We start from the raw sequence: 25,075 nt of genomic DNA on the forward strand, positions 1-25,075 counted from the left end.
CGCTAAAAATGCAAATGATTCTCATTTAAGTATTTATCCAAGCTCTTCGTCTCAAGGCCGAACAATGCGGCCGGGTGGCGTGAGATTTTTTCGCCAGCCGCGCCTGCCAGCGTGTAGTGAAGCGTCGAGAGACGCCGCTCACACGCCGATTGCCACGAGCGCTCGCCAGCCAGCAACGGGGTTTTTTGCACTGGGAGCCAGCAGTGAAGCAGTCGTCTTGCGGCGGGGGCCGCGCCTTTGTCATGTCCATGCGCCGGGAACACGGCGCCAACGGTTCAACCAGCGCCATGCGTGGCGCAAGAACCGAAGCCTCGCGACGCCAACCGGCGTCCGGGTCACGTCGGCGTCTGCATCCGCTCGCAGGCGCGGTGCTTGCCGCGTTCTGGCTGCCTGCCGCTTTCGCGCAACAGGCCCCGGCCGACGGTTCGGCGCAGCCCGCCAAACCCGTCCAGTCCGCCCAGACGATGCAACTCGCGCAGGCATCGCCCAACGCACCGATTCAGCTCGCCGAAGCCAATCTGCGAGAGGTGAACGTGACGGCAACGCGCACACCGACGGCCAGCGAACGCACGCCGGCCTCGATCTCGGTCATCACCGATCAGGACATCGAGGAACAGCAGGCGCAGGACATCAAGGAAGCGCTGCGCTACGAGCCCGGCGTGACCGTGCGTCGTGCACCGTACCGTCCCGCCTCCGCTGCCGCAGGTGGCGGTCGCGATGGCAACTCCAGCATCAACATCCGTGGTCTCGAAGGTAATCGCGTCGCGCTGTTCGAAGACGGCATCCGCATGCCCTCCTCGTACTCGTTCGGTCCGCTGGAAGCCGGTCGTGGCGACTACATGGGCATGGATCTGCTGCGTCGCATCGAAATCCTGCGCGGCCCGGCATCGTCGCTGTACGGCAGCGACGGCCTGACCGGCGTCGTCAACTTCCTCACCAAGGATCCGCAAGACCTGCTCGACGTGTTCGGCAAGTCCACCTACTTCTCGCTGCGTCCGTACTACAACTCGATGGATCGCAGCTTCGGCACGACCGCGCAGGCCGCGTGGGGTGGCGAACAGTGGCAAGGCATGTTGATCGTGGACGGCAACAAGGGCCACGAACTCGACGGCAAGGGCTCGAACAATTCTGCGAGCACCGCGCGTACGACGGCGAATCCGCAGGACACCAACGGCGACTCCGTCCTCGGCAAGCTCGTCTTCAAGGCCACGCCCTTCTCCACGTTCAAGCTCACCGCCGAAAACGTGCGCCGTCGCACCGATTCGGACGTGCTGTCCGCCGTCAATCCGCCCACGACGCTCGGCCTGCATACGAGCGATCGTCTGGAGCGCAACCGCGTCAGCCTCGATTACGACTTCAACGACGCCTCGCAGGCATACGTCCAGAACGCACACGCGCTGGTGTACTTCCAGGACGCGAAGAACAGCCAGTACTCGTACGAAAAACGCACGGCGGGCGACCGTACGCGCGACAACACGTACAAGGAACGCACCGTGGGCGGCTCGCTGCAAGCGGAAAGCAACTTCACCACCGGCCCGCTCGCGCACAAGCTGGTGTACGGCACCGATGCGAGCCTGGCCTACATCACGAGCTACCGTAACGGCACCGTGCCTGGCGTGGGCGAGTCGTTCCCGAACAAGGCCTTCCCGGACACGAACTACACGCTCTTCGGCGCGTTCCTTCAGGACGAAATCCGCTACGGCGCGCTGACCGTCACGCCGGGTATCCGTTACGACGCCTACTGGCTCTCGCCCAAGCAGAATGACCCGCTGTACGTCTCGCAGACGGCATCGGGCGCACGCGTGCAGCCGACGTCGTCGAACGACTCCGCCTTCTCGCCGCGCATCGCGGTGATGTACGAGATCGCGCCATCGCTGATTCCGTACGTGCAATACGCGCGCGGCTTCCGCACGCCGACGCCCGATCAGGTGAACAACGGCTTCTCGAATCCGATCTTCGGTTACATGTCGATCGCGAACCCGAACCTCAAGCCCGAGACGAGCGACACCATCGAGCTGGGTTTGCGCGGCCGTCTGGCGACCACCCTCGGCCCGGTGACGTACAGCACCGCCGTGTTCGCGGGTAAATACCGTAACTTCATCTCGCAGCAGAACATCAGCGGCTCGGGCCGTCCGAACGATCCGCTCATCTATCAGTACGTCAACTTCAGCCGCGCCAACATCCAGGGTTGGGAAGGCCGTGCGACGTGGGCGCTCAAGGGCGGCATTACGTTGCGCACCGCCATGGCGTACACGCACGGCACGACGGAAGACAACGGCGCGGCGAGCCAGCCGCTCAACACCATCAACCCGTTCTCGATGGTTCTGGGTGTGCGCTACGAGCCGAACAGCACGTGGTTCGCGCAGGCCGACCTGATGTTCCAGGCCGCGAAGTCGCAAAGCCAGATCGCGAAGACGTGCACGGCCGGTACGCAGCAGAACCAGAACTGCTGGGCGCCGCCGACCTCCATCGTGTTCGACTTGTCCGGCGGCTATCACATCAACAAGCACGCCACGGTGTACGCCGGGATCTACAACGTGTTCGACCGCAAGTACTGGAACTGGTCGGACGTTCGCAACCTCGCCGACAACTCCAACGTCAAGGACGCCTATTCGGCACCGGGTCGCAGCGTGGCTGTGAGCCTGAAGCTTCAGTACTGATCCTTCGGGATCGGTCGTCAGAACCGCGCCGACGCAAGTCGCTCAACGTGTGAGCTTCACCCCGTCGGCGCATGCCAGCCATCCGCTATCGCCAGCAAACACGCCATTCAAGGAATCGCCATGATGAACGCTCAAAACGCCACTTCCACCGCCCGCCCGGCATTCCCCGCGCTCGCCGACGTCACCCGTCTGCGCAGCGAATTCCAACGAGTGAAGACGGAACAGAACCTGCGCGATCGCGACGCCGCCGCCGCGCTCGGTGTGTCCGAAGGGGAGACAGTCGCGGCATTCGTCGGCGAGCACGTCGTGCGCCTGCGTCCGGAATTCGTCGAGATCGTCGAGGCGCTGCCTGCGCTCGGACGCGTCATGGCGCTCACGCGCAATAACGCCGCCGTCCACGAGAAGGACGGTCAGTACGAAAAGCTCTCGCATCAGGGCACCATCGGTCTCGGTCTGGGCAAAGACCTCGACCTGCGCATCTTCTATCACCAATGGGCCTACGGTTACGCCGTCGAAACACCGGCGGAAAACGGCCCGCGCCGCTCGCTGCAATTCTTCGACAAGTCGGGCACCGCCGTGCACAAGATGTTCCTGCGCGATCACAGCGACGTCGCCGCCTTCGAAGCGCTCGTCGCCCGTTTCCGCGCGGACGATCAGACGCCGGGTCAGCACGTTGTCGCTGCCGACGCCCCGAAGGCCGAGACCCCCGACGCCGATATCGACGCCGACGCCTTCCAGCGCGACTGGCTTGCGATGACCGACACGCATCAGTTCTTCGACATGCTCAAGCGCCACGGTGTGTCGCGCGCGCAGGCATTGCGCCTCGCGCCCGCCGGTCATGCACAGCGCGTGTCGTCCGCCTCCGTGCGTACGCTGCTCGAAGATGCCGCCGGTACCGATCTGCCGATCATGGTGTTCGTCGGCAATGCGGGCATGATCCAGATCCACACCGGCCCGGTGAAGAACATTCGCATGATGGGCCCGTGGGTCAACATCCTCGATCCGGGCTTCAATCTGCACCTGCGCGAAGACCTCGTCGACACCGCGTGGATCGTGCGCAAGCCGACGGCGGACGGCATCGTCTCGTCGCTCGAACTGCTCGACGCCTCGGGCATGGTGATCGCCATGTTCTTCGGCGAGCGCAAGCCGGGGCAGGCAGAACGCGAAGACTGGCGCGCGACGCTGGTGCGTGTGGAGGGTTCGCAAGGGGTCGCGGAGGCATCAGCGTGAAACCCGGCGTGAACAAACCTAACGACGCACGCGGCGCGCTTCGCCTCTCGCGTCGCACCCTGCTCGGCGGTGGCGCGACGCTCGCCGCCGGCGCATGGCTCGGCGCGCTGCTCCCGCATGCCCTCGTTGGCGCAGCGCATGCGGCGACGGATGCCTCCGTCGCCAAGGACGGCCCGAAGCGCGTGATCGTCGCCGGTGGCGCGCTGACGGAAATCGTCTACGCGCTCGGCGCGCAGAATCGCGTGATCGCCAACGATCTGACGAGCCTGTATCCGGAAGCGGCGACCAAGCTGCCCAAGATCGGCTACCTGCGCACGCTCTCGGCCGAGGGTGTGCTCTCGCTGCATCCCGATCTGTTGCTCGCGGGGGCCGAAGCCGGGCCGCCCAACGTGCTCTCGCAGATTGCGGCCGCAGGCGTGACCGTGCAGCACTTCAAGCACGGTTATACGGCTGAGCTGGTGCGCGACAACATTCGCGGTGTCGCGAGCGCAATGAAACTGAACGACGAAGGCATACGCGTGGCAGGCCGCTTCATGTCCGACTGGATTCAGGTGCGGGGCAAGGTCGAGGAGATGTACGGCATTCAGAAGCGTCCGCGCGTGCTGTTCATCCTCGGTCATACAGGCAATCAGGTCATGGTCGCGGGGCAGGACACCGCCGCCGATGCGATGCTGGCTTACGCCGGTGCCGAGAACGCGCTGCGCGGGTTCAATGGCTACCGTCCGCTGACCGCCGAAGCCGCTGTCGCGGCGCAGCCCGACGTGCTGCTCACGACCACGACGGGACCGTCGCCCGCCGACCCGGCCGCAGCGCTGCTCGCGCAGCCGGGACTCGCCAACACACCGGCGGGTCGTGCCAGACGCGTCGTCAGTTTCGACGCTCTGTATCTGCTCGGCTTTGGCCCGCGTCTGCCTCAGGCGGTCGCGGAGCTTGCCAGGCGCGTGCATACCGCCTGAGGGCCGCTGCGTGAGCGTGGCGTGACGTTGTGAGCGACTTCGTGACGTCACGCCAATCCCGGTCCTCCAGCCCCGAACCCGTCATTCGCCAGCCACTCGCCAGTCATCGTTGCCATGTCAGCCGCTCCTCCGATTCCGAAGCCCATGTCGTCACACACGTCGAGTTCTTCGAGTGCGTCCAGCCGCAGCCGTGCAGCGACGCCGAATGCCTCGACCGACCGTCCTGATGTGCCGCGCCACACCGGTGCTGCACGTCGGCGTCCGCCGCGCTGGATCGTCATGACGGTACTCGTCGGCCTGCTCGCCGCCGCCGTGCTGGCCGCGTTGTGTGGCGGCGCATATCGTATCGCTCCCGCCGACGCCATCACCGCCTTGTTCCGCGGCGCGACGGGCGACTTTGCGCAGGATCAGGCGCGCAACGTGATGTTGCAGATCCGTTTGCCGCGCATCGTGCTGGGCGTTCTTGTCGGCGCAGGCTTCGGCGCGGCCGGTGCCGCGTTGCAGGCGCTCTTTCGCAATCCGCTGGCCGACCCGGGGCTGATCGGCGTGGCGAGCGGCGCGGCGCTCGGTGCGGCTGGCGTGATCGTGCTCGGCGGCGTGTTGCTGCCTGCCGCGCTCGCAGCCTCGCTCGGCTTGTGGATGCTGCCGCTGGCGGCGTTCGTGGGTGCGCTGGGGGTTACGGCACTCGTCTATCGTCTGGCCGCCGGACGCGGCCGTCTCGCCCTGCCGTTGCTCTTGCTCGCAGGTATCGCAATCAATGCTGTCTCCGGGGCCGCCATCGGCTTGCTGACGTATCTCGCAAACGATACGCAATTGCGCACGCTCACCTTCTGGACGCTGGGCAGTCTCGGCGGCGCGCAATGGTCGATGCTCGCGGTGATCGTGTGGCCGGTCGCGCTGGGCATCGTCGCCCTCGCCTCGCAGTGCCGCTCGCTCAATGCGTTGCTGCTCGGGGAAGCCGAAGCGCTGCACCTCGGCGTGGCGGTGCAATCGGTCAAGCGGCGCGTGATGGTGGCGTGCGCGTTGTGCGTGGGCGCGTTGGTGGCGTCAAGCGGCATGATCGGTTTCATCGGTCTGATCGCGCCGCACATCGTGCGTCTGGTGGTCGGCCCTGACCCGCGCGCGGTGCTGCCTGCGGCGGCCCTCTTCGGCGCGATTCTGACGTTGCTCGCCGACCTCGTTGCCCGCACATGGGTCGCGCCTGCCGAATTGCCGTTGGGCATTCTGACGGCGCTGCTCGGCGCCCCCTTCTTCCTCATGCTGCTGTGGCGACGCCGCGGGCAGTTCGGTCTGTGACCGCCGACGACATCAGCCAACATCAGGACATCGCCATGCTCAGTGCCTACGACCTCACCATCGCCCACTCGGATTCGCCCGTGCTCGACGGCCTTTCGCTCGACGTCCGTCCCGGCGAGTTGCTTGTGTTGCTCGGCCGGAACGGTGCTGGTAAAAGCACCCTGCTCAAGGCGCTGGCGGGCGAGCCGTTGCCGCCGCGCACGCACATGAGCGGCGCGATCATGCTCAACGGTGCGCTGCTCTCGCAATACTCGACGGCGGCGCTCGCACGTCTGCGCGCCGTGCTGCCGCAAACGGCGCAGTTGTCGTTTCCCTTCAGTGCGCTGGAGATCGTAACGATGGGGCGTCTGCCGTTTCCGAAGGCGAGCCGCAGCGACACGGAGATTGCCGCACTCGCCCTCGAACAGGCCGGTGCGCTGTCGCTGATGCATCGCGACGTGATGACGCTCTCAGGCGGGGAATGGGCACGCGTGCAGTTCGCGCGGGTGCTCGCGCAGTTATGGCCCGACGGTCCGAACGAGAGCGCGTCGGCCCCGTCGGTGCCGCGCTACCTGCTGCTCGACGAACCGACGGCGGCGCTCGACCTCGCCCATCAGCATCATCTGCTGTCGCTTACGCGAACGTTGGCAAAGTCGTGGGGATTCGGTGCGATGGCCATCGTGCACGACGTGAATCTCGCGGCGCGTCACGCCGACCGTATGGCGTTGCTGGCCGACGGACGCATTCTCGCCACCGGCACGCCGCGCGGAGTGATGCGTGCCGATCTGATCGAAACGACGCTGGGCCTGCCGGTGCATGTGATTACACCGGAGACGGCAGCGGGATACCCGGTGCCGACGGGGACATCCGCCGGTGTGCCGTTCGCGTTGCCCGCTTAATGGCTTAGGCAATCAAGCGGCAGGCACACCATCCTTCGCAAGATTCGCGCGCGCGCACAGCACCGCCGCGAGATCCCACAGCGCATAGCCCACACTCTTGAAGAGCACCGGCCCGCTCGATCGAAAACGGTCGGGTGTGATGATGGCATCCATCAAGGGCGCGGCGCGTCCCCAGTCGATGGCGGCGTGCAGCAGATCGCCCGCCTCGTGCTTCACTTCCCACGTATCGACCACCAGCGTGCCGCGCACGGCGGCGTCGCGGCATAACTGCGGCGGCAACTCGCGCATGTCCGGGCGAAACGCGCCCACGCCCGCGACGAAAATGTCGTCGCGCCAGCGCGTCACGTCGCTGTCCGGCAGCACCGGTTCGCTGCTGGTCGTCGCCGTGATCACGATGCTGACGGTATTGAGTACAGGTTCGATGGCGTCGACCACGGTCGCTTCCACACCGAGCGTCGCGGCGTGATCGGCCAGCGCATGCGCACGCTCCGGACTGCGCGAGAAGATCATGAAATGACGCGTGCCCATGCCTGCCGCGAAGGCCTCCAGATGCGCCCTCGCCTGCACGCCCGCACCGACGATCAGCACCGGCCCCTTCGGGCGTGGCGCAAACTTTCTCGCAGCAAAGAGCGTGACGGCGGCAGTACGACGCCCGGTGACGGTCGGTCCGTCGAGCAGCATCTGGCGCTCGCCCGTGTGCGGGTCGAACACCATCACCTCGCCGATGATCGACGGTTTGCCCGCACGACAATTCTCGGGATGCACGGTGATGTGCTTGGTCATCGCGACATCCCGATTGACGGCAGGCATCACCAGCAGCACGCCGGTGCGGCGGCCGCGTTCGGGTTCGGTCAAGGGAAAGTGCAGACGCTCCGGGGCGCGCGCGGTGCCCGAGCGCATCTCCATGAGCATGGCCTCGATGCCGTCGGCCAATTGAGGATAGGGCAACAACTGCGCGGTTTGATGCGCATCCAGCGTGATCATCGATTGTCTCCGCTTCGGGGCGTACGCCTTCGGGCGGCGGAGTTCGCACTCGTCGTCGTCACATTGCGTCACGCTTTGCCAAGTCTGATTTCAGTGTAGCGCGCATCGCGTGAACGCGTCTGCCACATCAAAATTTAATCGTGACATTTCGTGTCGTCGCGACGCGTCAGACCGTGCGCGATGTCAATGCATCATCGCGCACATGCGCTCAGCGGCTCGCATTGCGCATGCGTTTGCCGTCGTTGACGGTCGCACCGCGTACCTCGAAGCGAACACTGTCGCGCACCGCACCAGACGCGTCGATCAGCTCAAGCGTGTGACGTCCCGGCCACGGCAACCACCCCACACGCGACGTACCGGATAACGGCTTTCCGTCGAGTCGCCACGCCGCGCCTTTGGGCCACGCGGCGGCCACCTGAAACCACAGTCGCTGGTTGGCGGGCGGGATATCGGGATCGAGTGCGACGATGGTCCCGTCCGTCGGCCCGGCAATGCGCCAGAGCGGGCCGCTCGGGGCCTTCGTGGCGAGTGCGGACAACGCAATCGTGCTCTGCGACGTCCCTGGCAAAAACCACTCCTCGCGCGCGGGTTCGACGTGCTCGGCGTACTGCACTGCGACATGCTCTACACCGGGTGGAGGCACGGGCGGCAGGCTGGCGGTTCTACGATGCAGATAGTCCATCACGCGATGCCAGATCGGGGCGGCACCGGAGACACCGGAGACGTCCCACATCGGCGCGCCGTCTGCGTTGCCGACCCAGACACCCACGGTATAGCGACGCGAATACCCGACGGCCCAGTTGTCGCGCATATCCTTGCTGGTGCCTGTCTTCACGGCGGTCCAGTAGCGTGTCGAGAGCGGACTGTCGAGGCCGAACGTGCGCGTTCTCGCCTGCCGGTCTGCGATCATGTCGGACACAATGAAGCTCACCTGCGGCGAGAAGACCGGCGTGCCTGCCGCCGGGTGCGTGCGGTTGTCGTCCTTAGCCTTCTTACCCGCCGGTTTATCGTCCGTTCGCGCGCGCGACGTCGATGCGACACGCTCAGGCATGCGTTCGCGAATGCCGCTCGCCGTGCCGCCGTTCGCCAGCGCTCGATATGCGTTCGTGAGTGAGAGCAACGTCACGTCGGCACTGCCGAGCGCCAGGCTGAAGCCGTAGTAATCACCGCTTTGCGTGAGCGGCAAACCGAGCGAGACGAGCGTCTGCGCAAACCGGCGCGGTGTGACCATCACGAGCGTGCGCACGGCGGGCACGTTGAGCGACGAGCCGAGCGCGGTGCGCGCACTGACCCATCCCTTGAAGTGACGATCGTAGTTCTGAGGGATGTACAGACCACCGCCCGTAGGCAGATCGATGGGCGAATCGTCCAGCAGCGACGCCGCCGTCAGACGCTGCTCGGCAATCGCCTGCGCGTAGAGAAATGGCTTGAGCGTAGAGCCCGCCTGACGCAACGATGTCGCGCCATCCACCTGTGCCGCAGACGACAGCGCACCGGACGAGCCGACCCACGCGAGGATGTCGCCGCTCGCGTTGTCGATCACGACAATCGCCCCGTCCTGGACGTTGCGCGCACGTCCCGGCGTGCTCAGCTCGCGCAGCGTCTGCCCCAGCGTGTTCACCGCCATGCGCTGAAGATTCGCGTCCAGCGTACTGGTGATGCGTGTGCCCGCTGGCGGACGGCTTTCGCTGAAAACGCGTCGTGCGAAATGCGGTGCGAGACTCACGGCGTCGCGCGTCGTCATCACGCTCGCGGGACGCGAAAATACCAACTGCGTATAACCTTCCAACCCGCTGCAATCCGCCCCTTGCCCCATGTCCTTCAGAATGCCGCAGGCGCGCTGGGAGACGCGCCCGGCAGGCGCATTGGGGGCGCGCAGCAACGCGACGGCAATCGCTGCCTCACGCGCGTCGAGACCGATGGGCAGCTTGCCGAACAGCGTTTGCGAGACGGCCGAGATGCCGACGAGTTCGCCGCGAAACGGCACGAGATTCAGATAGGCTTCGAGAATCTGGTCCTTGCGCCAGCGCTGCTCCAGCCAGAGCGCCGTTGCGGCCTGCCCGATCTTCTGCGTTACCGACCGGTTGCGCGCACTGGGGCGCAGGTCGTCGTCAATCAGGCCCGCCAGCTGCATCGTCAGGGTGGACGCGCCACGCGTGCGTGAATGCCAGAGATTGCCCCACGCGGCAGCGGCAACACCCCGCCAGTCGACCCCGCTGTGCTCGTAGAAGCGCTTGTCTTCCGAGACGATCAGCGCCTCACGGAACGCGGGCGACACATCGGCCAGCGTCACCCAATCGCCGCGTTGCGCCTGCATATCGGCGCGCAAGCGCTGCAACGGCTCGCCACGACGGTCCAGCAGAATCCAGTCGGATGCACGCCAATCCTGACGCACCTCTTCGAACGACGGCACCGCGTGTGCGACGACCGGTGCCTGAAGCAACCCGAGCGCCATCGCGACGCTCAGTACGACTCGACGCGCAACACCTCCACGACGCCCATCAGGCACTGCGCACATTGACTTCATCCTTTCTCATTCGACGACGGCGCCTGTCCGGGCGTGCGGATGGCCATGATGCCCGCCACGAGCAGCAACTGCGCTAGCGCATACAGAATCCAGATCGCGTACTCCTGCGCGGGCACCGAGCCAACGAAGCGGGTGGTACCGATGAGCGCATCCGATACGGTGAACAACAGCACACCGACAGGCGCCCATTCGCCTCGGACGTCAGCCAGTAGCGCCGCCGAGGCCATCATGGCGAGCACGACGACATAGCACGCGACCGGTGCCTTCAGCTCCCCCATGCCAGGCCAATACAGCGCGTACAGAAGCGCCGCTGCAATCCACACCAGGACGATGGCGACGCGATGCCAGCGCGGCACCTGCGCCCACGGCCGACGCACGCGCCAGAACAGCATGAAGTACGCGAGGTGCGCCACCAGAAACGCGCCCAGTCCGAACACGAAGCCCTGCGCAAGCGCCGGGAGCGCGAGCAGCACATCGCCCGCCCCCGAGAAGACGAGCGCCGCACAGAGCCAGACCCGCTCGCGTGGCACCCGGTGATACAGCGCCGCAAACAGCAGCAGCGCGCATAGGAACACTTTCGCGATGGCCTGATCCGCATACGGCGTGCCGCGCAACGAGACAGCATAGGCGGCCCCCGCCACTGCGGCGAGCCACCAGAAGCGGCGAGCCTCGCGCGGCAGCGCCGCCGCTGGCGCAAAGAAGTTCGACGTCATTGCAATCGGTCTCCCGTGCGTTATTGCTTGGCTGGCACAACCTGCACCGGCGCGTTCGGCGTCTCGCCATACATCGCCGGTTCGTACATCGCTTCTACGCGCGTCGGCGGCGTGGCGAACTTGCCGACGTTGTTCAGACGCACGGTGTACTCGATGCGATGCTGCCCCTTCGGCAGATAGTCGTAGTACGCGCGGTAGGCGTCCTGCGCGCGCTCTTCAAACGCGGGCATCGCGCCTTCGCTCTTCTCGCCTTGCGTCGCAATGACCGAGTCGCGTCCAAGTCCTCCACCCAGTACCGACGCCCCGCCCGGTAGCGGATCGCTCACCACGACCCAGCGCATGTCGGCCTGTGCATCGATATCGAGTCGCACGCGCAACACGGCACCTCGCACGAAGCTGTCGCCGGACTTGTCCGCCGCATCCTGCACCTGAACGCTGCGCGTGACGCGATAGCCCGCCGCAAACGGCGCTTTTAGCGGCACCGCCGCGACACTTTGAATCGTCGCCCACGGTTTGCCCGCACCGGCCTGCTCAAGGCGCAACACATCGCGCGCGTTGTCGGTACCGGCGGCCGCGTTGCTCAGCCACGGCAGCGACACGGTCGGCGGCACGGTGCCTGCCTTGAGCTTGTCCCAGTCGACGCTCTGCACCCCGCCACTCGTCTGGTTGTCGCGCTGCCACTGGACCGTGGTCTGCCCGGTCGGCGTATCACGCTCGAAGCGCGCCGAGAAGCGGTCTACCGCCAGTCCACCCCAGACGTTGGCCGTCGTCGTCGACCATGCACCGCGCGACTGAAGGCCCAGCAAGCCGATCACGAGACGCGGCATGTCGTCCTTCCATGCCGGGTTCGCGTTCATCAGCAACGCCAGCCGCGCCGCGTTGGTCTCCGGACCGACCATGAGCCACCAAAGTCCGTCGGTGCCCTGCGTCGAGAACCCCACCCGCGTGCCCTGATACGACAGGCGCGCCCGCAGAATCTGCTCGGCCTGCGCCATGCGTTCGGCCCGTTGCGGCGCATCGGGCAGACGTTGCAAGATCGCGTACCAGTCGATCACGGCGGACGTCGGCCAGTCGTTCGGCGCAATCGTCAACGAACCGAGCATGCGGGCGTTGGCGCGACCGTAGCGCGAGAGCGCTTCGATCGCACTGAGCTTGCGCAGCGTCAGGTCATCGCGCGGTGCCCAGAAGCGTCGCGTGAGACGGCCTTCCACGAACGCCGTCAGTCCGTCCTCCATGCGCGCGAGCGCGTCGTCCGGCAGACCGTAAGCGGGATCCAACGCTTTCGCCTCGTTGCTCATGGCGAGCAGATAGGCCGTCAGCGTATCGCTGCCCTGATTGGCGAAGCCCTCCTGCGGCGGGAAGTAGCTCGCGAGGCCATCTTCGTCGAGATACGACGGCAGCGTGCCCATCACGCGCTTCCACTGCGCAACGTCGCGCAAGCCGAGCGCCTTTGACGCCTGCTGCTCCAGACACGCATACGGATACAGCTCAAACCAGCGCTTCACCCCCGGCAGCCCCTGCGACAGACGGGGCTGCAGGTTGACGCGCACGCCGCCCCGCAGCTTGCCCGTGCTATCCGCCACCGCCCCTGCGGGCGGCGCCATCGGCAGCGTGAGGCTGCCTTCTACCTGCGTGAGCACCGACTGCTGCACCGTCGCTGGCAGGGACGGCTGAATGTCCTGCCCGACCTTGATGGCGGCGCTCGCAGCCGGCGCACCGCCCGCTGCCGGTGCCTGCGCACTGACCTCCCAAAGCACCCGCTGCGCACGCGTGTCGGCCAGCCCCGTCGGCGCGGTGACTTCCCACATCACCTCACGCGACTCCCCGGCCGGTACGTCAATGCGTTGCGGTGCGAGCGTGAGTTGCGTCGCACGCGCGGTTAGTTGCACCTGCATGGTGTGCTGCGTTGTATTACGGACGGTGAACTGCGCACGGTAGTTATCACCTTCGCGAACCAGCGGCGGCAATCCCGAGATCAGTTGCAGGTCCTGCGTCGAGCGGATCGTCGCCGAGCCGGTACCGAACCAGCCAAGCGCCTGCGTACCGGGCTTGCCCTCATCCGCCACTGCCACGATCCGGAAACTCGACAGCGAGTCGTTGAGCGGCACGTCGACCGTCGCTTCGCCCTTGTCGTCGAGCACCACGCGCGGCTGCCACAGCAATAGCGTGTCGAAGAGCTCCCGAGTCGGACTCTTGCCCCCGCCGCCACCGGCAGGCACCGCCTTGCGCCCGTAGTGACGACGACCAATGATCTCCATTTGCGCCGTCGCCGTCGTCACCGTGTAGCTGCGACGTTGCCACATGGCATCGAGCAGATTCCAGCTTGTGTTGGGTGCAAGTTCAAGCAAGGCCTCGTCCACTGCGGCGACGGCGACCTCGGACCCTGCTGCGACCGGCTTCCCGTCCGGCTGTGTGACCTTGATGCGGACCTTCGCGTGGCCGCGCACGGGATACGTCGCCGCGTCAGGCTTCACTTCCACAGCGAGGCGCTGACCCGCCGTCCCCACGCGCAACTCGGTCAGACCGAAGCGGTATGCGGGCTTGCCCAGGTCGACCAGACCGGTCGGGGCCTGATATTCGCGCCCCTCGTACCAGAACGCACGGAACCACTCCAGGGGCTGTTTCCATCCCCACTGGAAGAAGGAGTACCACGGCACTTCGTGGATACGACCACGTACCGCGAGCACCGAGACATAGACGTTCGGTCCCCATGTCGGATCGACCTTCAGGGAGATGTTCGGATCCTTGCCCGAAATCTCCACCGTGCGCGTCTCTATCACGCCTTCGCGTTCGATGGCCACCAGCGCCATTGCCGAACGGAACGGCATGCGCACCTGCAACTTGGCCGTCTCGCCCGGCTCGTAAGCGCGACGCTCCGGCAGCACGTCCATCCGGTCGGTGTTGTCGCCGCCAAACCAGACTTCGCCCCGGCCCGTGACCCACACACCGGTCGTCGACGTGCTCAGGTTGCCCTTGTCGTCCTTCGCCTGCGCGACCAGCGTGATCTCGCCCGGCTGGGAGAGCGATACGTCGCACGACAACTCGCCACGCTCATCCGTCTTGCCGCTGCACACCTTGCCGAGATCCTTGACTTCAGTGCGGTTGTCGTAGGCATAGAAGCCGCCCACCATCCGCTTGCGGCTGCTCGTGGTGATACGCGCCTCCGCGCGCACCTCCATCGCCACGCCGGACTTCGGCTTGCCCTGCAAATCCAGGGCCAGTGCCTTGACCGGCAGCTTGTTGGTCACCGACACCCAGCTTTCGCTGCGCACGCCGGTAATCAGATTGGCGGGCCACAAGGTGGCATTACCGCGAAGCGTCTGAATCTCGCCGTTCGGATCGGCAAAGCTCGCTTCGAGCACCAGATCGCTCGGACGGTCGACCTTCGGCAGATCCTTAAGCGTCAGCGTGCCCGCCCCGTTGCGGTCGAGCACGAGACGTTGCTTGTCGGCCACCAGCTTCTGGTCGCTCGATCCCGAACTTTCGTCGTTACCCTGATCGTCATCGTCGCCGCCCGATTGGGCAGACGGCGGGCGATAAGGCGTGAAGCTGTAGTCGTCGTACCCGTCGAACGTGAGATCGCGCACACGCATCAAGGCCGACACGCGCACCGGCAGGTTGCCCGCCGGTCCTCCGGCGACGTAGTTCACCTGCACATTCACCGGCGCTTCGGTCTTGTTGATCAGCGGCGACTTCACTGCATCGCGTACGCCAATCGATCCGGCCAGCACCGGCAGGCGGAAGGCCTCCACGCGGAAGTGCCCGGCGTCGAGCGACTGCGGGTAGGTCTTCGGCCGCGAATCGTTGTCCGTGTAGTCCAGCGTCACCGCGTATTCACCCAGCTTCGCGCCCTGAGGAATCTGGAAGGTGTTCTCGGCCAGCCGTCCGTTGCGCCACGTGACGGGCTGCGTGTACGTCTGTCCGGAACCCTCGTGCGTGATTGTCATTTGCGACGGCAGGCTCGCAGGCAATGCCAGCCCCTGCATCGTCTCCTGACGGATGAAGTGCTTCATCGACACCGTCTCGCCCACACGGAACAGCATGCGATCGAACACCGTCTGCGCACGCACGGTCGGGCTGTTACCGCCGTCGGTCGGCACATGGAAGCGCCACGGCTCGATGCCGCGATCCCAATCGGACGACACGAACGCCATATCGGGATCGTTGCCCTGCGTGCGGGCCACCACGAAGTACCCCGAGCGGCTCGTCTTCTGACAGTACTTGTAACGTTCGAGCGCCTTGTCGATCTTCGCCACGCCCGTCTTGTCGGTGACGGCCGTCGCAACTTCGCTGCCGTCACAGTCGAGCACGCGTACCTTCGCGTTGGCGACCGGCTGCCCCTTGTCGAGCGTCGTCACCCATGCGACCGCGTTCTCGCGGCCCATCTTGAAGTGCACGCCGAGATTCGTCACCAGCACCGTGGTGCGCACGTACATCGGCAACGACTTGCCCAACAGCGCCGCCCCGAGCGAGGGGGACGCCAGTTCCACGACGTAGAAACCGGGCTTCTGGAACGGAATACCGACCACTTCGAACGGCCGGGGATCCTTCTCCTTCGGCACGGGCAGGGTCAGCGCCTGAACGCCTTGCAGCCCCGAGAGCAGGGACAGACTGCGAGTGTCGTATCGCGTGACCTTCTCTTCGACGATGGCCGCTGCGTTGGGTCCGAACGCTTCCTTCGCCGCTGGTGCCGTCAGGATCGATGGCATTTCCTGCGCGATCTGCTTGCGCGTCATCGTCGTCTCGTCGAAGCGACGCACGCGCGACATCCACGTAAGCACTTCGGCATCATCGTCGACACGCAATTGCAACGTCCGCCCCGCGTCACCCACTTTCGCCGCTTCGCCAGCCACGCCGAGACCGTTGATTTGCAGCGCAGGCTCAACCTTGCGCAACGTCACCGGCAACATCGGCGGCATGCCCGGCTCCGCGAACCGCTCCACGATGCCGAAAGGTGCCGCAGCAAACTTGGCCAACGGCGGCATCGTTGCCGTCTTCGTCTTCAACGGAAATTCGCTGGCGTTCTCGAGCGCACGGCCACTGTCATCCGTAAAGCCTTTCGGCAGGGTGATCGTCAGCTCGGCCTTCTCTGGGAACGGCGCATCGAAGGTAACCTCGCTCACGCTCGACGAGCGGTCCGAATCGCTAGCCTTCGGCGACCGTTCGGCCCCTGCCCCCTGCAGGCGAATCTTCGCGGCCATGTCTCGCGCTACATGTGAACTGAACGACAGACGCAGCGGACGCAACGGTGTGCACGGCGCATTGGCATTCTCGCGCTCGCAACTGAAGCTCGCAGTGAATGGCTCACGTACTTCGTATTCGAAACGGCGTGCCTGTTTGGTCGGCACCCCGGACGGCGTGGCAATCCCCGCCCCCCAGACCAGATGCATCTTCGCACCGGCCGCAAGCATGCGATTGCATTGCAACATGACGACGCGCGCCGACTGCTTGTCGAGATTGAATCGCTTGAGCAACGCGGTGCGCGTGTCGCCCTCGATCCACTTGACGCCGATACGCTCGCCAACGCCCTCGGTTTCACACCAGGCGTTTTGGCGCACGCTGGCAGGCGCAGCCGCCCCGTTGAGCGTAAGGATGAAAATCTGGTTTTCGTCGATAACACCGTACGACGGACGGATGGACGAGACGGCCGGACCGCCCGTGTTGAATGCGTATTTCGTGGTGCCGGAGAGTGCCGTGCCCGAGACGGCGGACAGACCGCTGCGCATCTCGACGGAACACTTCGCGCCCGGCGGCAAATCGCTCTTGAAGTCGAAGACCCAGATCTTGGGTTCGAGCCAGTGACCATCACCGGTCAGCGACGTATCCGTACACCGCACGGCAGCGGGCGCGCTCGCCCGGGGATCGCCTGCGGGCACCATCGCTTCGTCGAACTTGACGACGACCTGATTCACACTCGCGACCTCGCCCTGCGGGCTGACGCTTACGACGCGAGCGGCCTGTGCCGGCGACGCCACGATCATTCCAAGACTCAGCGCCGCCCACGCCAACGGCGCGGTCGGCCAGACGCGTTGCGTTCGGCTATGCATGCCGGACTCCTCCCGGGTTCTGGTGAGGCGATTCTAACCCGCAGTCATTGGCATATCGAACCGTTTCCCAACAGAACTTGGACGGAAAACGATATTTGGGATGGGATCCCCGACCGGGTCGGAATCGTCCGGACGGTCGTTCGGAATTCGCTTCGAAAGTCTTGCGAATAGGCAAACAGGAAGGCGGGCTATGTCACACTGACGCTTCCCGCATTCGTCACCCGCGCTGCCCATGTCCGTTGCCTTTCTGCACCCGAAGAAGAACGCGCTGGTCTATCTCGTGAAGATTCTTAGCGGGTCGCTGATCGTCTGGTTCGGCCTGCGCGCCGCAGGCTTTCCCGAACCGTACTGGGCGATGATCTCGCTCATCATCGTGACCGAGCCCGATCCGTTGCAGGCCCGCAGCAACTTCAAGGCGCGCTCGATCAACACGATCACCGGGGCGGTCGTGGCGTGTATCGTGCTGTTGGTGATGGGGCCGGGTCTGGCGGCGATGCTAGTGGGCATTACGATCGCGACGCTTGCGGCCATGCTGGTGCAGAACTATCCGGCGAACTGGCGACTTGGACCGGCCACGGTGGTGATTCTGATGTCGGCGGCGCTCAGCGGACAGGGGCAAGGACTGCACGAAGAGCTCAGCCTCGCCATGCTGCGCGTGATCGAAGTGTTGATCGGCTCCACCGTTGCGCTTATCCAGTCATTGATCTACGGACGCTACGTGAAGCCGTGGCTAATGCCGGAGGATTGAGCCCCGTGCGCAGGCACCGCGGCGGCCGATGCCGCGCAGCGTCACCATCGTGCAGACATCGCCAGCGATCAGCGTGACGCCGGACGGTTGTTCGACAGATAGCTCAGTGGCAACGCGTTGCTGCGCTTGAAAGCGCTCAGCACGATATTCGAGCGCACATTCTCCACGCCCGGCACCTGCATCAGCCGCTTCATCACGAACGCCGACAAGGCGTTCAGATCAGGCACCACGATCCTCAGCAGGTAATCGGCCTCGCCCACCACGGCGTGGCACTCCAGCACTTCGGGCAGCAAATCGATCTCCGCCTGAAACCGTTCGATGACCTGATCGCCGTGATGTTGCAGGCGCAGGGTCGTGAACGCCGTCACCGCCAGGCCTAACGCCTCGGGGCGCAACACCACGCGATACCCCTCGATCACGCCCGCGGCTTCGAGCCGTTGCAGGCGTCGACCGATCTGCGACGCTGACAACGCCACATGCTCTGCCAACTGGTGATGGGTGGCCCGGCCTTCCTTCTGCAAGGCGTCCAAAAGGGCCAAATCGAAGCTATCCAGATCAAGCATGACGATTCTCCGCAATAAATCACATTTTTATGCGAAATTTATGCAAACGACTTTCACCACAGGCGCATTATGCGCCCATTTCGCATGCCATGCGCAATACACTTTCAATCATTGTCACTGCTTAATTGAGTCGTTCGCATCATGTCCCTTACTGCCATGCTCCAGGAGCAATTCGACGCAGGTCTCACGACCCGCTCCGACTTCACCATCGATCAACCCGTCGAGCAATACGGCGCGGTCGATCACGCGGTGTGGCAGCAGCTGTACGAACGTCAGACGGCGATGTTGCCCGGTCGTGTCTGCGATGCCTTCATGGAAGGCATTCGTGCTCTCGACATGGACGCGCGTCGCGTGCCGGAGTTCGAACGTCTGAACGAAAAGCTGATGGCAGCCACCGGCTGGCAGGTCGTGGCGGTGCCCGGTCTCGTGCCGGACGAAGTCTTCTTCGACCACCTCGCCAATCGCCGTTTCCCGGCGACCTGGTGGATGCGCCGTCCGGACCAGCTCGACTACCTTCAGGAACCCGATTGCTTTCACGATGTGTTCGGTCACGTGCCGCTGCTCGCCAATCCCGTGTTCGCCGACTTCATGCAGGCCTACGGGAAGGCAGGCACGGTTGCACAATCGCTCGGCGCGCTGCCGCTGCTGGCACGTCTGTACTGGTACACGGTTGAATTCGGTTTGATGCGTGACGGCGACGGACTGCGCATCTACGGCGCGGGCATCGTGTCGAGCCGTGGTGAAACGGAATTCTCGCTGACCTCGCGTGAGCCGAATCGCATCGGCTTTTCGCTTGAGCGCGTACTGCGCACGCAATACCGCATCGATACGTTTCAACAGACGTACTTCGTCATCGACGACTTCGCCCAGCTGTTCGACGCCATGCGCGCGGACCTCCCGGCGTTGTTCAAGGCGTTCTCCGAACAGCCGTCGTTCGAAGCCAACGCACGCCGCCCGGAAGACACGCAGATTCTGCTGCCGGCATGATGGCACGGCCCGGGGCGACCCGGGCGCTTTCCTCCCAAACCCCTTGGAGCGCTATCAGACAGCGCTTACACACGTGCGCCGCCCGCCTGTGAAACAATAGGCCAAATGAACCGGCGAACCAGCCGTTCATGGTTGCAAGCAACGTTTTGAAAGGAATGCCATGACAACACGACTCTCATCCGAGGCACGCGCCAGCCTGGCCGAAGTGCTGCCCGAGTGGCACCAGGTGGTCGGACGCGACGCCATCCAGCGTAGCTTCACGTTTCACGACTTCAACGAAGCCTTCGGCTTCATGACGCAAGTCGCGCTCAAGGCGGAAAAGATGGACCATCACCCGGAGTGGTTCAACGTCTACAACCGTGTGGACATCACGCTCTCGACGCACGACGCCGATGGTCTGACGCAACGCGACGTCGACCTGGCGCTGGCCATCGACCAGTTCGCCGGCGACCGCACGTCGCACTGACCGTCCCCTTCCTTCACGCGCTCAGCGCTTCGGCGCGAGCAGCGTGCCGCGACAGGCCTTGCTGCCGCAATGGCAAGCGTATTCGCGTTTGAGTTTCTTGGTATAGCGGGCGTCGATCACAAGACCGTAATCGTAGAAAAGCTCTTCGCCCGCATCGATATCGCGCATCGCATAAATATAGACGTGCTCGCCTTCCTCGCGCGCTTCGCAGTTCGGCGAGCAGGCGTGGTTGATCCAGCGAGCATTGTTCCCATCGACCTTGCCGTCGATGCAGCGACCGTCTTCCAGGCTGAAGTAGAACGTATGAGTCGGATGATCCGGATCGTGCGGATGGCGACGCAACGCCTCGCGCCACGAAATGATCTCGCCCTTGTACTCGATCACGCGATCCCCCTTCTTGAGGCGCTTGACCGCATACACACCTTTACCGTGGACGCCCGACTTCCTGACTTCGATTCTGCGCTTGGCTGCCATCTCTATGCGATGAGGTTTCGTGGATGCAAAAAAGCGCAGTGTACAGGCACGCGACGGTCATGTGCGTGACAACGTCCGACGAAAAAAAAACGTCACCCGGTCGCGGATGACGTTCTCCCCCTTGATTCGCCCAGCGCCGGGATCCCACCCGAGCGCAGCGAATACCGGCCCGGCGTTCAACTCTTGCTGTAAATCTTCCAGACCTTGTTGCGCGTCGCCAGGTCGGCTTCCTGGTGCGCATTGCAGTCGATCGCAAGACGCGAATCGTCGTACGTCGTATTGAAATAGTTGCAGTGGTACATGCCCTTGCCGCGCGGCGCAGCTTCGAAGTGCTCGCACGTCAGGCACATGCGTTGCTGCGGCATGTCCCCGCGGCTCTCCATCGTGGACATGAGCTTGACGAGCATGCGGTACAGCTGTGCCCGGTCTTTCTCGCTCAGCACGTCGGCAGCCGTCGTCACGAAGCTCGCCCATTGCGAAGCCCGTTTGGCGGACGTGCGGCCCTTGGTCGTCAGGCGCAAAGCCAGCGCGCGACCGTCGTTGGCATCGCGACGTTTCTCGACCAGGCCTTTGCTCTCAAGCGTACTCACGGCCTCGCTGACCGTGGCCGATGTGAGCGCGGCATCCTCCGCAATTTCGCCCAGTCGCATCGGCACGCCACGCATGAGCAGGAGCGTGAGAATCTCACCCTGCGTCGGCGTCAATCCAGACAGTGCCGCGCCTTCCCAGGCGTGGCTCCGTAACGCAGTTCCCATGCGCAGCAAGCTTGCCGTGACGCGCTTGGAAAGCGGTTCATCAAGTGGGGTCGGGGTAGCCATGATTTTCGTTAGGATTTCTAAAAACTATACGTCGATAAAACAGCTTGTCAAATGAACTCACAGGCGGTGCATCACACGTCTCTGCCTATTGCTTCGTATATCTCGGCGCCCCGCCCGGGGGAAACCCTAAGCCACTTCCGTGTCGATACTCGACGGCGAGTCGCTGTTGAACCTGCCGCCCCACCACGATTCCATTGTGTGTTCTGAGTTTAATTTTGGCGTATCAGTTCTTGTACTGATCTCCCAAATCCTACTCATGATGTTTACAAAATATTGGTGTCCTGCGCACTTGTGCAGCGAAGCGTCGCATCGAAAAAAACGTTTCGCATCCCATGCGAATTACATCGCTTGCTGAATTGATGTAACGCGCGGCAGCGTGTCGAAGCACGTCGTACCCCAGACCAATTCTCCCCCCGCTCGCAAAGCCTCTCCAGACGTGGCTCGTAGACCGTAACGACGCGCAGCACGTGCGCAGCGTCCCTGTTACGTCCCCTTCCAAAATCACTAGATATTCGAGACAACGCCGTCTTGCTCGTGTCATGGCGCGCGCGCACAGACTCCCCTGCGTTTAGGACAGAACGCAAATGGTTTGAAACACAACCGTCGATCGTCAGTGGCCGAGAGTCGTGCTGCGCGAAAAAAAAGGGAAAGAACTGATCGGCGTGTCGGCAAGCGAACGCTGCGGAACACGCGAATTGAGAAATTTGGCGAAAAGTAGGCTGTCGCTCGTTACGGCCAGCAAAACCAACATCATTCACTTCTTACACCACGTACGGCAGGTCCGGGATTCGGCGTGGCGAGATTGTAGCCGCGAACCGACCAGCCCATGCGAGAACGTCAAAATTATCCACAAAACCGTGTTTTCGGGGGTGCTTTGCACAATATTTAAGCGCCTGTGGATAACTTTATGGATAAGTTATCGGACTAGTTGTGCATGGGTTCGGGATAAGTCGCGAATCTTTCCACAGGGGTCGAAAACTGTTCAGAGTTGTTCTCTGGATACCCGCTGTTTGTCCATCCAGTTCTCATTCCGGCAACTTGCTGTTTACTCAAGGTTTACTGTGGTTATCCACAGAAGTTGGCTGCCTTTGTTAACTACTACTATGTATACATACAGTAAACCTATTAAAACCTTAAAACCTTGCTGTGAGCCACGCGAAAACGGCAAAAAACCTGTTGGCCCAAACAGTGGAAAAAGTGGAGAGCGCAGCGCTTGCGATGCGTGATTCGACGGATTTCGGTCCTGCAAAGCGGCAAGGCGCAGAGACTCGCCTCTGAGCACGACATAAAGCCGCGGCTAAGCCCCCTGCAAAACCGTCGGGCAAGAAAAAACCCCGCCAGGGCGGGGTTTCGTCAAACCGGTCGTCAGACAACCGACAGGGCTTGCAACAAGTGTTTCAGGTCATGCGGCCCAGCGAAGACACTGCTGACGAACCATCTCGTTGAGCGACTTGGCGTCCGCATGGATCTCGCGCAGCCAGACAGCGTCGTTCTTTCCTGACGACACGAGCTGACGGATATCCTCGCAGGCCGCTTCAGCTTCCAGAACCGCTGCATGCGGTTTGATAAGCTCCAGGGTCTTCGCGATGTGGTCGCCCAGCATCGAGCGCTCACCCGTCTGCGGATCCACGTAAGCGCCTTCCAGACCGAAACGGCAGGCCTCGAAGCGATTGAACGTGTAGACCAGATAATCGTCCTCGCTGAGATCGAACGGACGCTCGTTTAACAAATAATGGGCCAGAGACTGGATATAACAGGCGATAGCGGCTGCCCGGTCCACCGACAAGGGGGTATCCATCACCCGGACCTCAATCGTCCCAAAACCCGGTTTAGGACGAATATCCCAATAGAAGTCCTTCATGCTCTCGACCACGCCCGTCTTCACCATCTTGTCGAAGTAGGTTTCAAAGTCGGACCACTTCAGGACAAACGGCGCACGACCCGACAGCGGGAACGCGAAAACCGAGTTCAGACGGGCCGAATGGAAACCGGTGTCCACCCCCTGCACATAGGGCGACGAGGCCGACAGCGCGATGAAATGGGGGATGTAACGCGACATGGCGTGCAGGAGGTACAACGCGCTGTCCGGATCCGGGCAACCGATGTGGACGTGCTGACCGAACACCGTGAACTGCTTGGCCAGATAACCATAGAGTTCGGACAGAAAGTGAAAGCGCGGCGAGTCGTAGATCGTGCGCTCGCTCCAGCGCTGGAAGGCATGCGTGCCGCCGCCGCACAGGCCGACGTTGAGCTGGTCGCTGGCGGCTACCAGCACGTCGCGCACACGACGCAACTGGGTGACGGCATCGCTGTGGTGATGGCATATGTCCGTCGACAGCTCGATCATGCTTTCCGTCATCTCAGGCTTGATCTCGCCCGGATGCGTCTCCTTGGCGACGAGCCGCATCACGTCGGACGCGGCCTTGGTCAGATCGTAATCGTGACGATTGACGATCTGCATCTCCAGCTCCACTCCGAAGGTGCAAGGCTTCGAGGGAATGAATTCTTCTAATGACATGGCTTAATCCTTCCGTTCACCGACAAGGGCCAATGCCCAATAGACCACCAGCGGCCCGGCCAGTTGCAGCAACGCAATGGTGCACATCACCACGGCCTTGAGCATCGGATCGAACTGCGGGTAGATGTCGTACGTGTCGGCAACGAGTACGAACGCTAGACTGGCCATCGGGCACAACGACATCCCGAGCGCGACGGCCTGCTTGTAACTGATACCGGCCTGATGGGCGACCGCCACGGTGCCTACGACCTTGGCGACACCGCGCACGACGATGATCGCCAGCGCCGCCACCCCACCCAGCACGACGTATTCCCACTGGAACGCCAGCGACGTCAGCACGAACAGCACGACGGCAAGCAACCAGCCGGCCGTGCCGAAGTACGCTGGCCAAAGCTGGGGACGCTCATCCAGATTCCGGAAAATGATCCCGGCAAGCAGCAACGTGAGCGAGTTCGGCAGCTTGAGCATGTGCACCAGCGCGACCATCAGCATGATCAGACCGATCAGCATCACGAAAGCGTGATGGTCCTGGCTGCCGAACTTGCGGAAGACCAGATTGCAGGCCTTCGCAAGCACGAACGCCAGCACGATCGAGCCGATCAGCAGATACAGCGGATGGAACAGCACCACCCAGAAGCTGGAGTGGTAGGCCTGGTGCATCCAGCCGTAGACGAGCTTGACCGCCACGACCGCGTAGACGCTGTTCAGGGCGGCCAGCGCCAGCAGACGCTCCGTCACCTGCCCCTCGGCCCGCAACTCGTTCTTGAGCTGGATGACCACCGCTGGCGAGGTCGCCATGCTGATGGATGCGATCAGGACTGCCGTGAGTGGCGAAACGCTGAACACGCGCAACACCACGTAGACCGCGATGAAGGTGAGCAAAGCTTCGAGCGCGCTGGTGACGATGATCCAGGGATTGGCCCGCATCCATTTCAGGTTAAGGCGGCTACCCAATTCGAACAGCAGCAGGCCCAGCGCCAGGTCGATCAGCAGCCGGATGGCCGCGCTTTGCTGCGCGTCCAGCATCGAGGAAAGACCCAGGGTGCCACCGACCAGCCCGACCACGGCGTAACCGGTGATGCGCGGCAGGCGCAATCTCCGGAAACAGATTTCCCCCGCGAGACCGGCAAATACCAATGCCAGCCCTGCGAAGAAAACGGGATCGGGCGCCGGCGGCCAGCCCGGAAAAAGGGACAGTTCCGACGTCATT

Annotated in this window: 18 protein-coding genes; 8 read left to right on the plus strand and 10 right to left on the minus strand. The window is 63.6% G+C overall.

All coding sequences use genetic code 11. The features are described from left to right. The first annotated feature begins 242 nt into the window (after positions 1–242). The 3 genes from NTU39_RS26695 (at position 243) to NTU39_RS26705 (ending at position 4,846) form a co-directional block, all read left to right on the plus strand. Entirely contained in the window at positions 243–2,660 is a 2,418-nt protein-coding gene (locus NTU39_RS26695; RefSeq protein WP_257958922.1) for a TonB-dependent hemoglobin/transferrin/lactoferrin family receptor, read from the plus strand. A gap of 120 nt (positions 2,661–2,780) precedes the next feature. After that, complete coding sequence (locus tag NTU39_RS26700) at positions 2,781–3,890, plus strand: hemin-degrading factor (protein ID WP_257958923.1); 1,110 nt, start codon at positions 2,781–2,783, stop codon at positions 3,888–3,890. An 8-nt stretch (positions 3,891–3,898) separates the two neighbouring features. Continuing rightward, a complete protein-coding gene (locus tag NTU39_RS26705; RefSeq protein ID WP_150663718.1) occupies positions 3,899–4,846 on the plus strand; it encodes a heme/hemin ABC transporter substrate-binding protein in 948 nt (315 codons plus the stop codon). A gap of 47 nt (positions 4,847–4,893) precedes the next feature. Here NTU39_RS26705 and NTU39_RS26710 read toward each other — a convergent pair whose 3' ends face one another. Then, entirely contained in the window at positions 4,894–5,127 is a 234-nt protein-coding gene (locus NTU39_RS26710; protein WP_257960153.1) for a hypothetical protein, read from the minus strand. Between NTU39_RS26710 and NTU39_RS26715 the strand changes: the two genes are divergently transcribed. Further along, positions 5,126–6,142: a FecCD family ABC transporter permease gene (locus NTU39_RS26715; protein ID WP_150663720.1), complete on the plus strand. Its 1,017-nt coding sequence runs from the start codon at positions 5,126–5,128 to the stop codon at positions 6,140–6,142. The two genes, NTU39_RS26710 and NTU39_RS26715, sit on opposite strands and share 2 nt — an antisense overlap. After that, complete coding sequence (locus NTU39_RS26720) at positions 6,037–7,020, plus strand: heme ABC transporter ATP-binding protein (protein ID WP_373275342.1); 984 nt, start codon at positions 6,037–6,039, stop codon at positions 7,018–7,020. Before NTU39_RS26715 ends, NTU39_RS26720 begins: the two co-directional genes overlap by 106 nt. A 12-nt stretch (positions 7,021–7,032) precedes the next feature. Here NTU39_RS26720 and NTU39_RS26725 read toward each other — a convergent pair whose 3' ends face one another. The 4 genes from NTU39_RS26725 to NTU39_RS26740 form a co-directional block, all read right to left on the minus strand. Continuing rightward, entirely contained in the window at positions 7,033–8,004 is a 972-nt protein-coding gene (locus NTU39_RS26725; protein WP_039394193.1) for a delta(1)-pyrroline-2-carboxylate reductase family protein, read from the minus strand. 208 nt (positions 8,005–8,212) lie between these two features. Beyond that, complete coding sequence (gene pbpC, locus NTU39_RS26730; RefSeq protein ID WP_150663721.1) at positions 8,213–10,522, minus strand: penicillin-binding protein 1C; 2,310 nt, start codon at positions 10,520–10,522, stop codon at positions 8,213–8,215. A 5-nt stretch (positions 10,523–10,527) separates the two neighbouring features. Further along, positions 10,528–11,244, minus strand: coding sequence for a lysoplasmalogenase (locus NTU39_RS26735; protein ID WP_257958924.1), 717 nt, complete (start codon positions 11,242–11,244; stop codon positions 10,528–10,530). Between the two features lie 20 nt (positions 11,245–11,264). Beyond that, positions 11,265–17,291, minus strand: a complete 6,027-nt coding sequence (locus NTU39_RS26740) for an Ig-like domain-containing alpha-2-macroglobulin family protein (RefSeq protein WP_257958925.1) — start codon at positions 17,289–17,291, stop codon at positions 11,265–11,267. 232 nt (positions 17,292–17,523) lie between these two features. Here NTU39_RS26740 and NTU39_RS26745 point away from each other — a divergent pair, with 232 nt between their 5' ends. Continuing rightward, positions 17,524–18,039 carry an FUSC family protein gene (locus NTU39_RS26745; protein WP_150663724.1) on the plus strand — a complete coding sequence of 172 codons (516 nt, stop codon included), beginning with the start codon at positions 17,524–17,526 and terminating at the stop codon, positions 18,037–18,039. 68 nt (positions 18,040–18,107) lie between these two features. Here the strand turns inward: NTU39_RS26745 and NTU39_RS26750 are convergent, their stop codons facing one another. Continuing rightward, positions 18,108–18,602, minus strand: a complete 495-nt coding sequence (locus NTU39_RS26750; RefSeq protein WP_039394205.1) for an Lrp/AsnC family transcriptional regulator — start codon at positions 18,600–18,602, stop codon at positions 18,108–18,110. Positions 18,603–18,743: 141 nt separating this feature from the next. On the opposite strand from NTU39_RS26750, the gene phhA reads away from it, so the two are divergent. Next, positions 18,744–19,589, plus strand: a complete 846-nt coding sequence (gene phhA, locus NTU39_RS26755) for a phenylalanine 4-monooxygenase (RefSeq protein ID WP_150663725.1) — start codon at positions 18,744–18,746, stop codon at positions 19,587–19,589. A gap of 160 nt (positions 19,590–19,749) precedes the next feature. Beyond that, a complete protein-coding gene (locus NTU39_RS26760) occupies positions 19,750–20,055 on the plus strand; it encodes a 4a-hydroxytetrahydrobiopterin dehydratase (protein WP_150663726.1) in 306 nt (101 codons plus the stop codon). 21 nt (positions 20,056–20,076) lie between these two features. Here the strand turns inward: NTU39_RS26760 and NTU39_RS26765 are convergent, their stop codons facing one another. The 4 genes from NTU39_RS26765 to NTU39_RS26780 all read right to left on the minus strand — a co-directional run bounded on the left by NTU39_RS26765 (position 20,077) and on the right by NTU39_RS26780 (position 25,074). Beyond that, entirely contained in the window at positions 20,077–20,529 is a 453-nt protein-coding gene (locus NTU39_RS26765; RefSeq protein WP_046290246.1) for an SET domain-containing protein, read from the minus strand. A 176-nt stretch (positions 20,530–20,705) separates the two neighbouring features. Then, positions 20,706–21,347, minus strand: coding sequence for a MarR family winged helix-turn-helix transcriptional regulator (locus NTU39_RS26770; protein ID WP_174984482.1), 642 nt, complete (start codon positions 21,345–21,347; stop codon positions 20,706–20,708). Positions 21,348–22,749: 1,402 nt separating this feature from the next. Continuing rightward, positions 22,750–23,865 carry a YbdK family carboxylate-amine ligase gene (locus NTU39_RS26775; protein WP_150663727.1) on the minus strand — a complete coding sequence of 372 codons (1,116 nt, stop codon included), beginning with the start codon at positions 23,863–23,865 and terminating at the stop codon, positions 22,750–22,752. A gap of 3 nt (positions 23,866–23,868) precedes the next feature. Next, a complete protein-coding gene (locus NTU39_RS26780; RefSeq protein WP_257958928.1) occupies positions 23,869–25,074 on the minus strand; it encodes a cation:proton antiporter in 1,206 nt (401 codons plus the stop codon). Position 25,075 lies beyond the last annotated feature (1 nt).

It is taken from the genome of Pandoraea commovens (assembly GCF_024704525.1).
Lineage (GTDB): Bacteria > Pseudomonadota > Gammaproteobacteria > Burkholderiales > Burkholderiaceae > Pandoraea > Pandoraea commovens.

What these genes read in the sequence shown, in the direction of transcription:
- NTU39_RS26695 (WP_257958922.1), top strand. Translation starts at nt 243, where the DNA reads ATGTCCATGCGCCGGGAACACGGCGCCAACGGTTCAACCAGCGCCATG.
- NTU39_RS26700 (WP_257958923.1), top strand. Translation starts at nt 2,781, where the DNA reads ATGATGAACGCTCAAAACGCCACTTCCACCGCCCGCCCGGCATTCCCC.
- NTU39_RS26715 (WP_150663720.1), top strand. Translation starts at nt 5,126, where the DNA reads ATGACGGTACTCGTCGGCCTGCTCGCCGCCGCCGTGCTGGCCGCGTTG.
- NTU39_RS26710 (WP_257960153.1), bottom strand. Translation starts at nt 5,127, where the DNA reads ATGACGATCCAGCGCGGCGGACGCCGACGTGCAGCACCGGTGTGGCGC.
- NTU39_RS26720 (WP_373275342.1), top strand. Translation starts at nt 6,037, where the DNA reads ATGGGTCGCGCCTGCCGAATTGCCGTTGGGCATTCTGACGGCGCTGCT.
- NTU39_RS26725 (WP_039394193.1), bottom strand. Translation starts at nt 8,004, where the DNA reads ATGATCACGCTGGATGCGCATCAAACCGCGCAGTTGTTGCCCTATCCT.
- pbpC (WP_150663721.1), bottom strand. Translation starts at nt 10,522, where the DNA reads ATGTGCGCAGTGCCTGATGGGCGTCGTGGAGGTGTTGCGCGTCGAGTC.
- NTU39_RS26735 (WP_257958924.1), bottom strand. Translation starts at nt 11,244, where the DNA reads ATGACGTCGAACTTCTTTGCGCCAGCGGCGGCGCTGCCGCGCGAGGCT.
- NTU39_RS26740 (WP_257958925.1), bottom strand. Translation starts at nt 17,291, where the DNA reads ATGCATAGCCGAACGCAACGCGTCTGGCCGACCGCGCCGTTGGCGTGG.
- NTU39_RS26745 (WP_150663724.1), top strand. Translation starts at nt 17,524, where the DNA reads ATGTCCGTTGCCTTTCTGCACCCGAAGAAGAACGCGCTGGTCTATCTC.
- NTU39_RS26750 (WP_039394205.1), bottom strand. Translation starts at nt 18,602, where the DNA reads ATGCTTGATCTGGATAGCTTCGATTTGGCCCTTTTGGACGCCTTGCAG.
- phhA (WP_150663725.1), top strand. Translation starts at nt 18,744, where the DNA reads ATGTCCCTTACTGCCATGCTCCAGGAGCAATTCGACGCAGGTCTCACG.
- NTU39_RS26760 (WP_150663726.1), top strand. Translation starts at nt 19,750, where the DNA reads ATGACAACACGACTCTCATCCGAGGCACGCGCCAGCCTGGCCGAAGTG.
- NTU39_RS26765 (WP_046290246.1), bottom strand. Translation starts at nt 20,529, where the DNA reads ATGGCAGCCAAGCGCAGAATCGAAGTCAGGAAGTCGGGCGTCCACGGT.
- NTU39_RS26770 (WP_174984482.1), bottom strand. Translation starts at nt 21,347, where the DNA reads ATGGCTACCCCGACCCCACTTGATGAACCGCTTTCCAAGCGCGTCACG.
- NTU39_RS26775 (WP_150663727.1), bottom strand. Translation starts at nt 23,865, where the DNA reads ATGTCATTAGAAGAATTCATTCCCTCGAAGCCTTGCACCTTCGGAGTG.
- NTU39_RS26780 (WP_257958928.1), bottom strand. Translation starts at nt 25,074, where the DNA reads ATGACGTCGGAACTGTCCCTTTTTCCGGGCTGGCCGCCGGCGCCCGAT.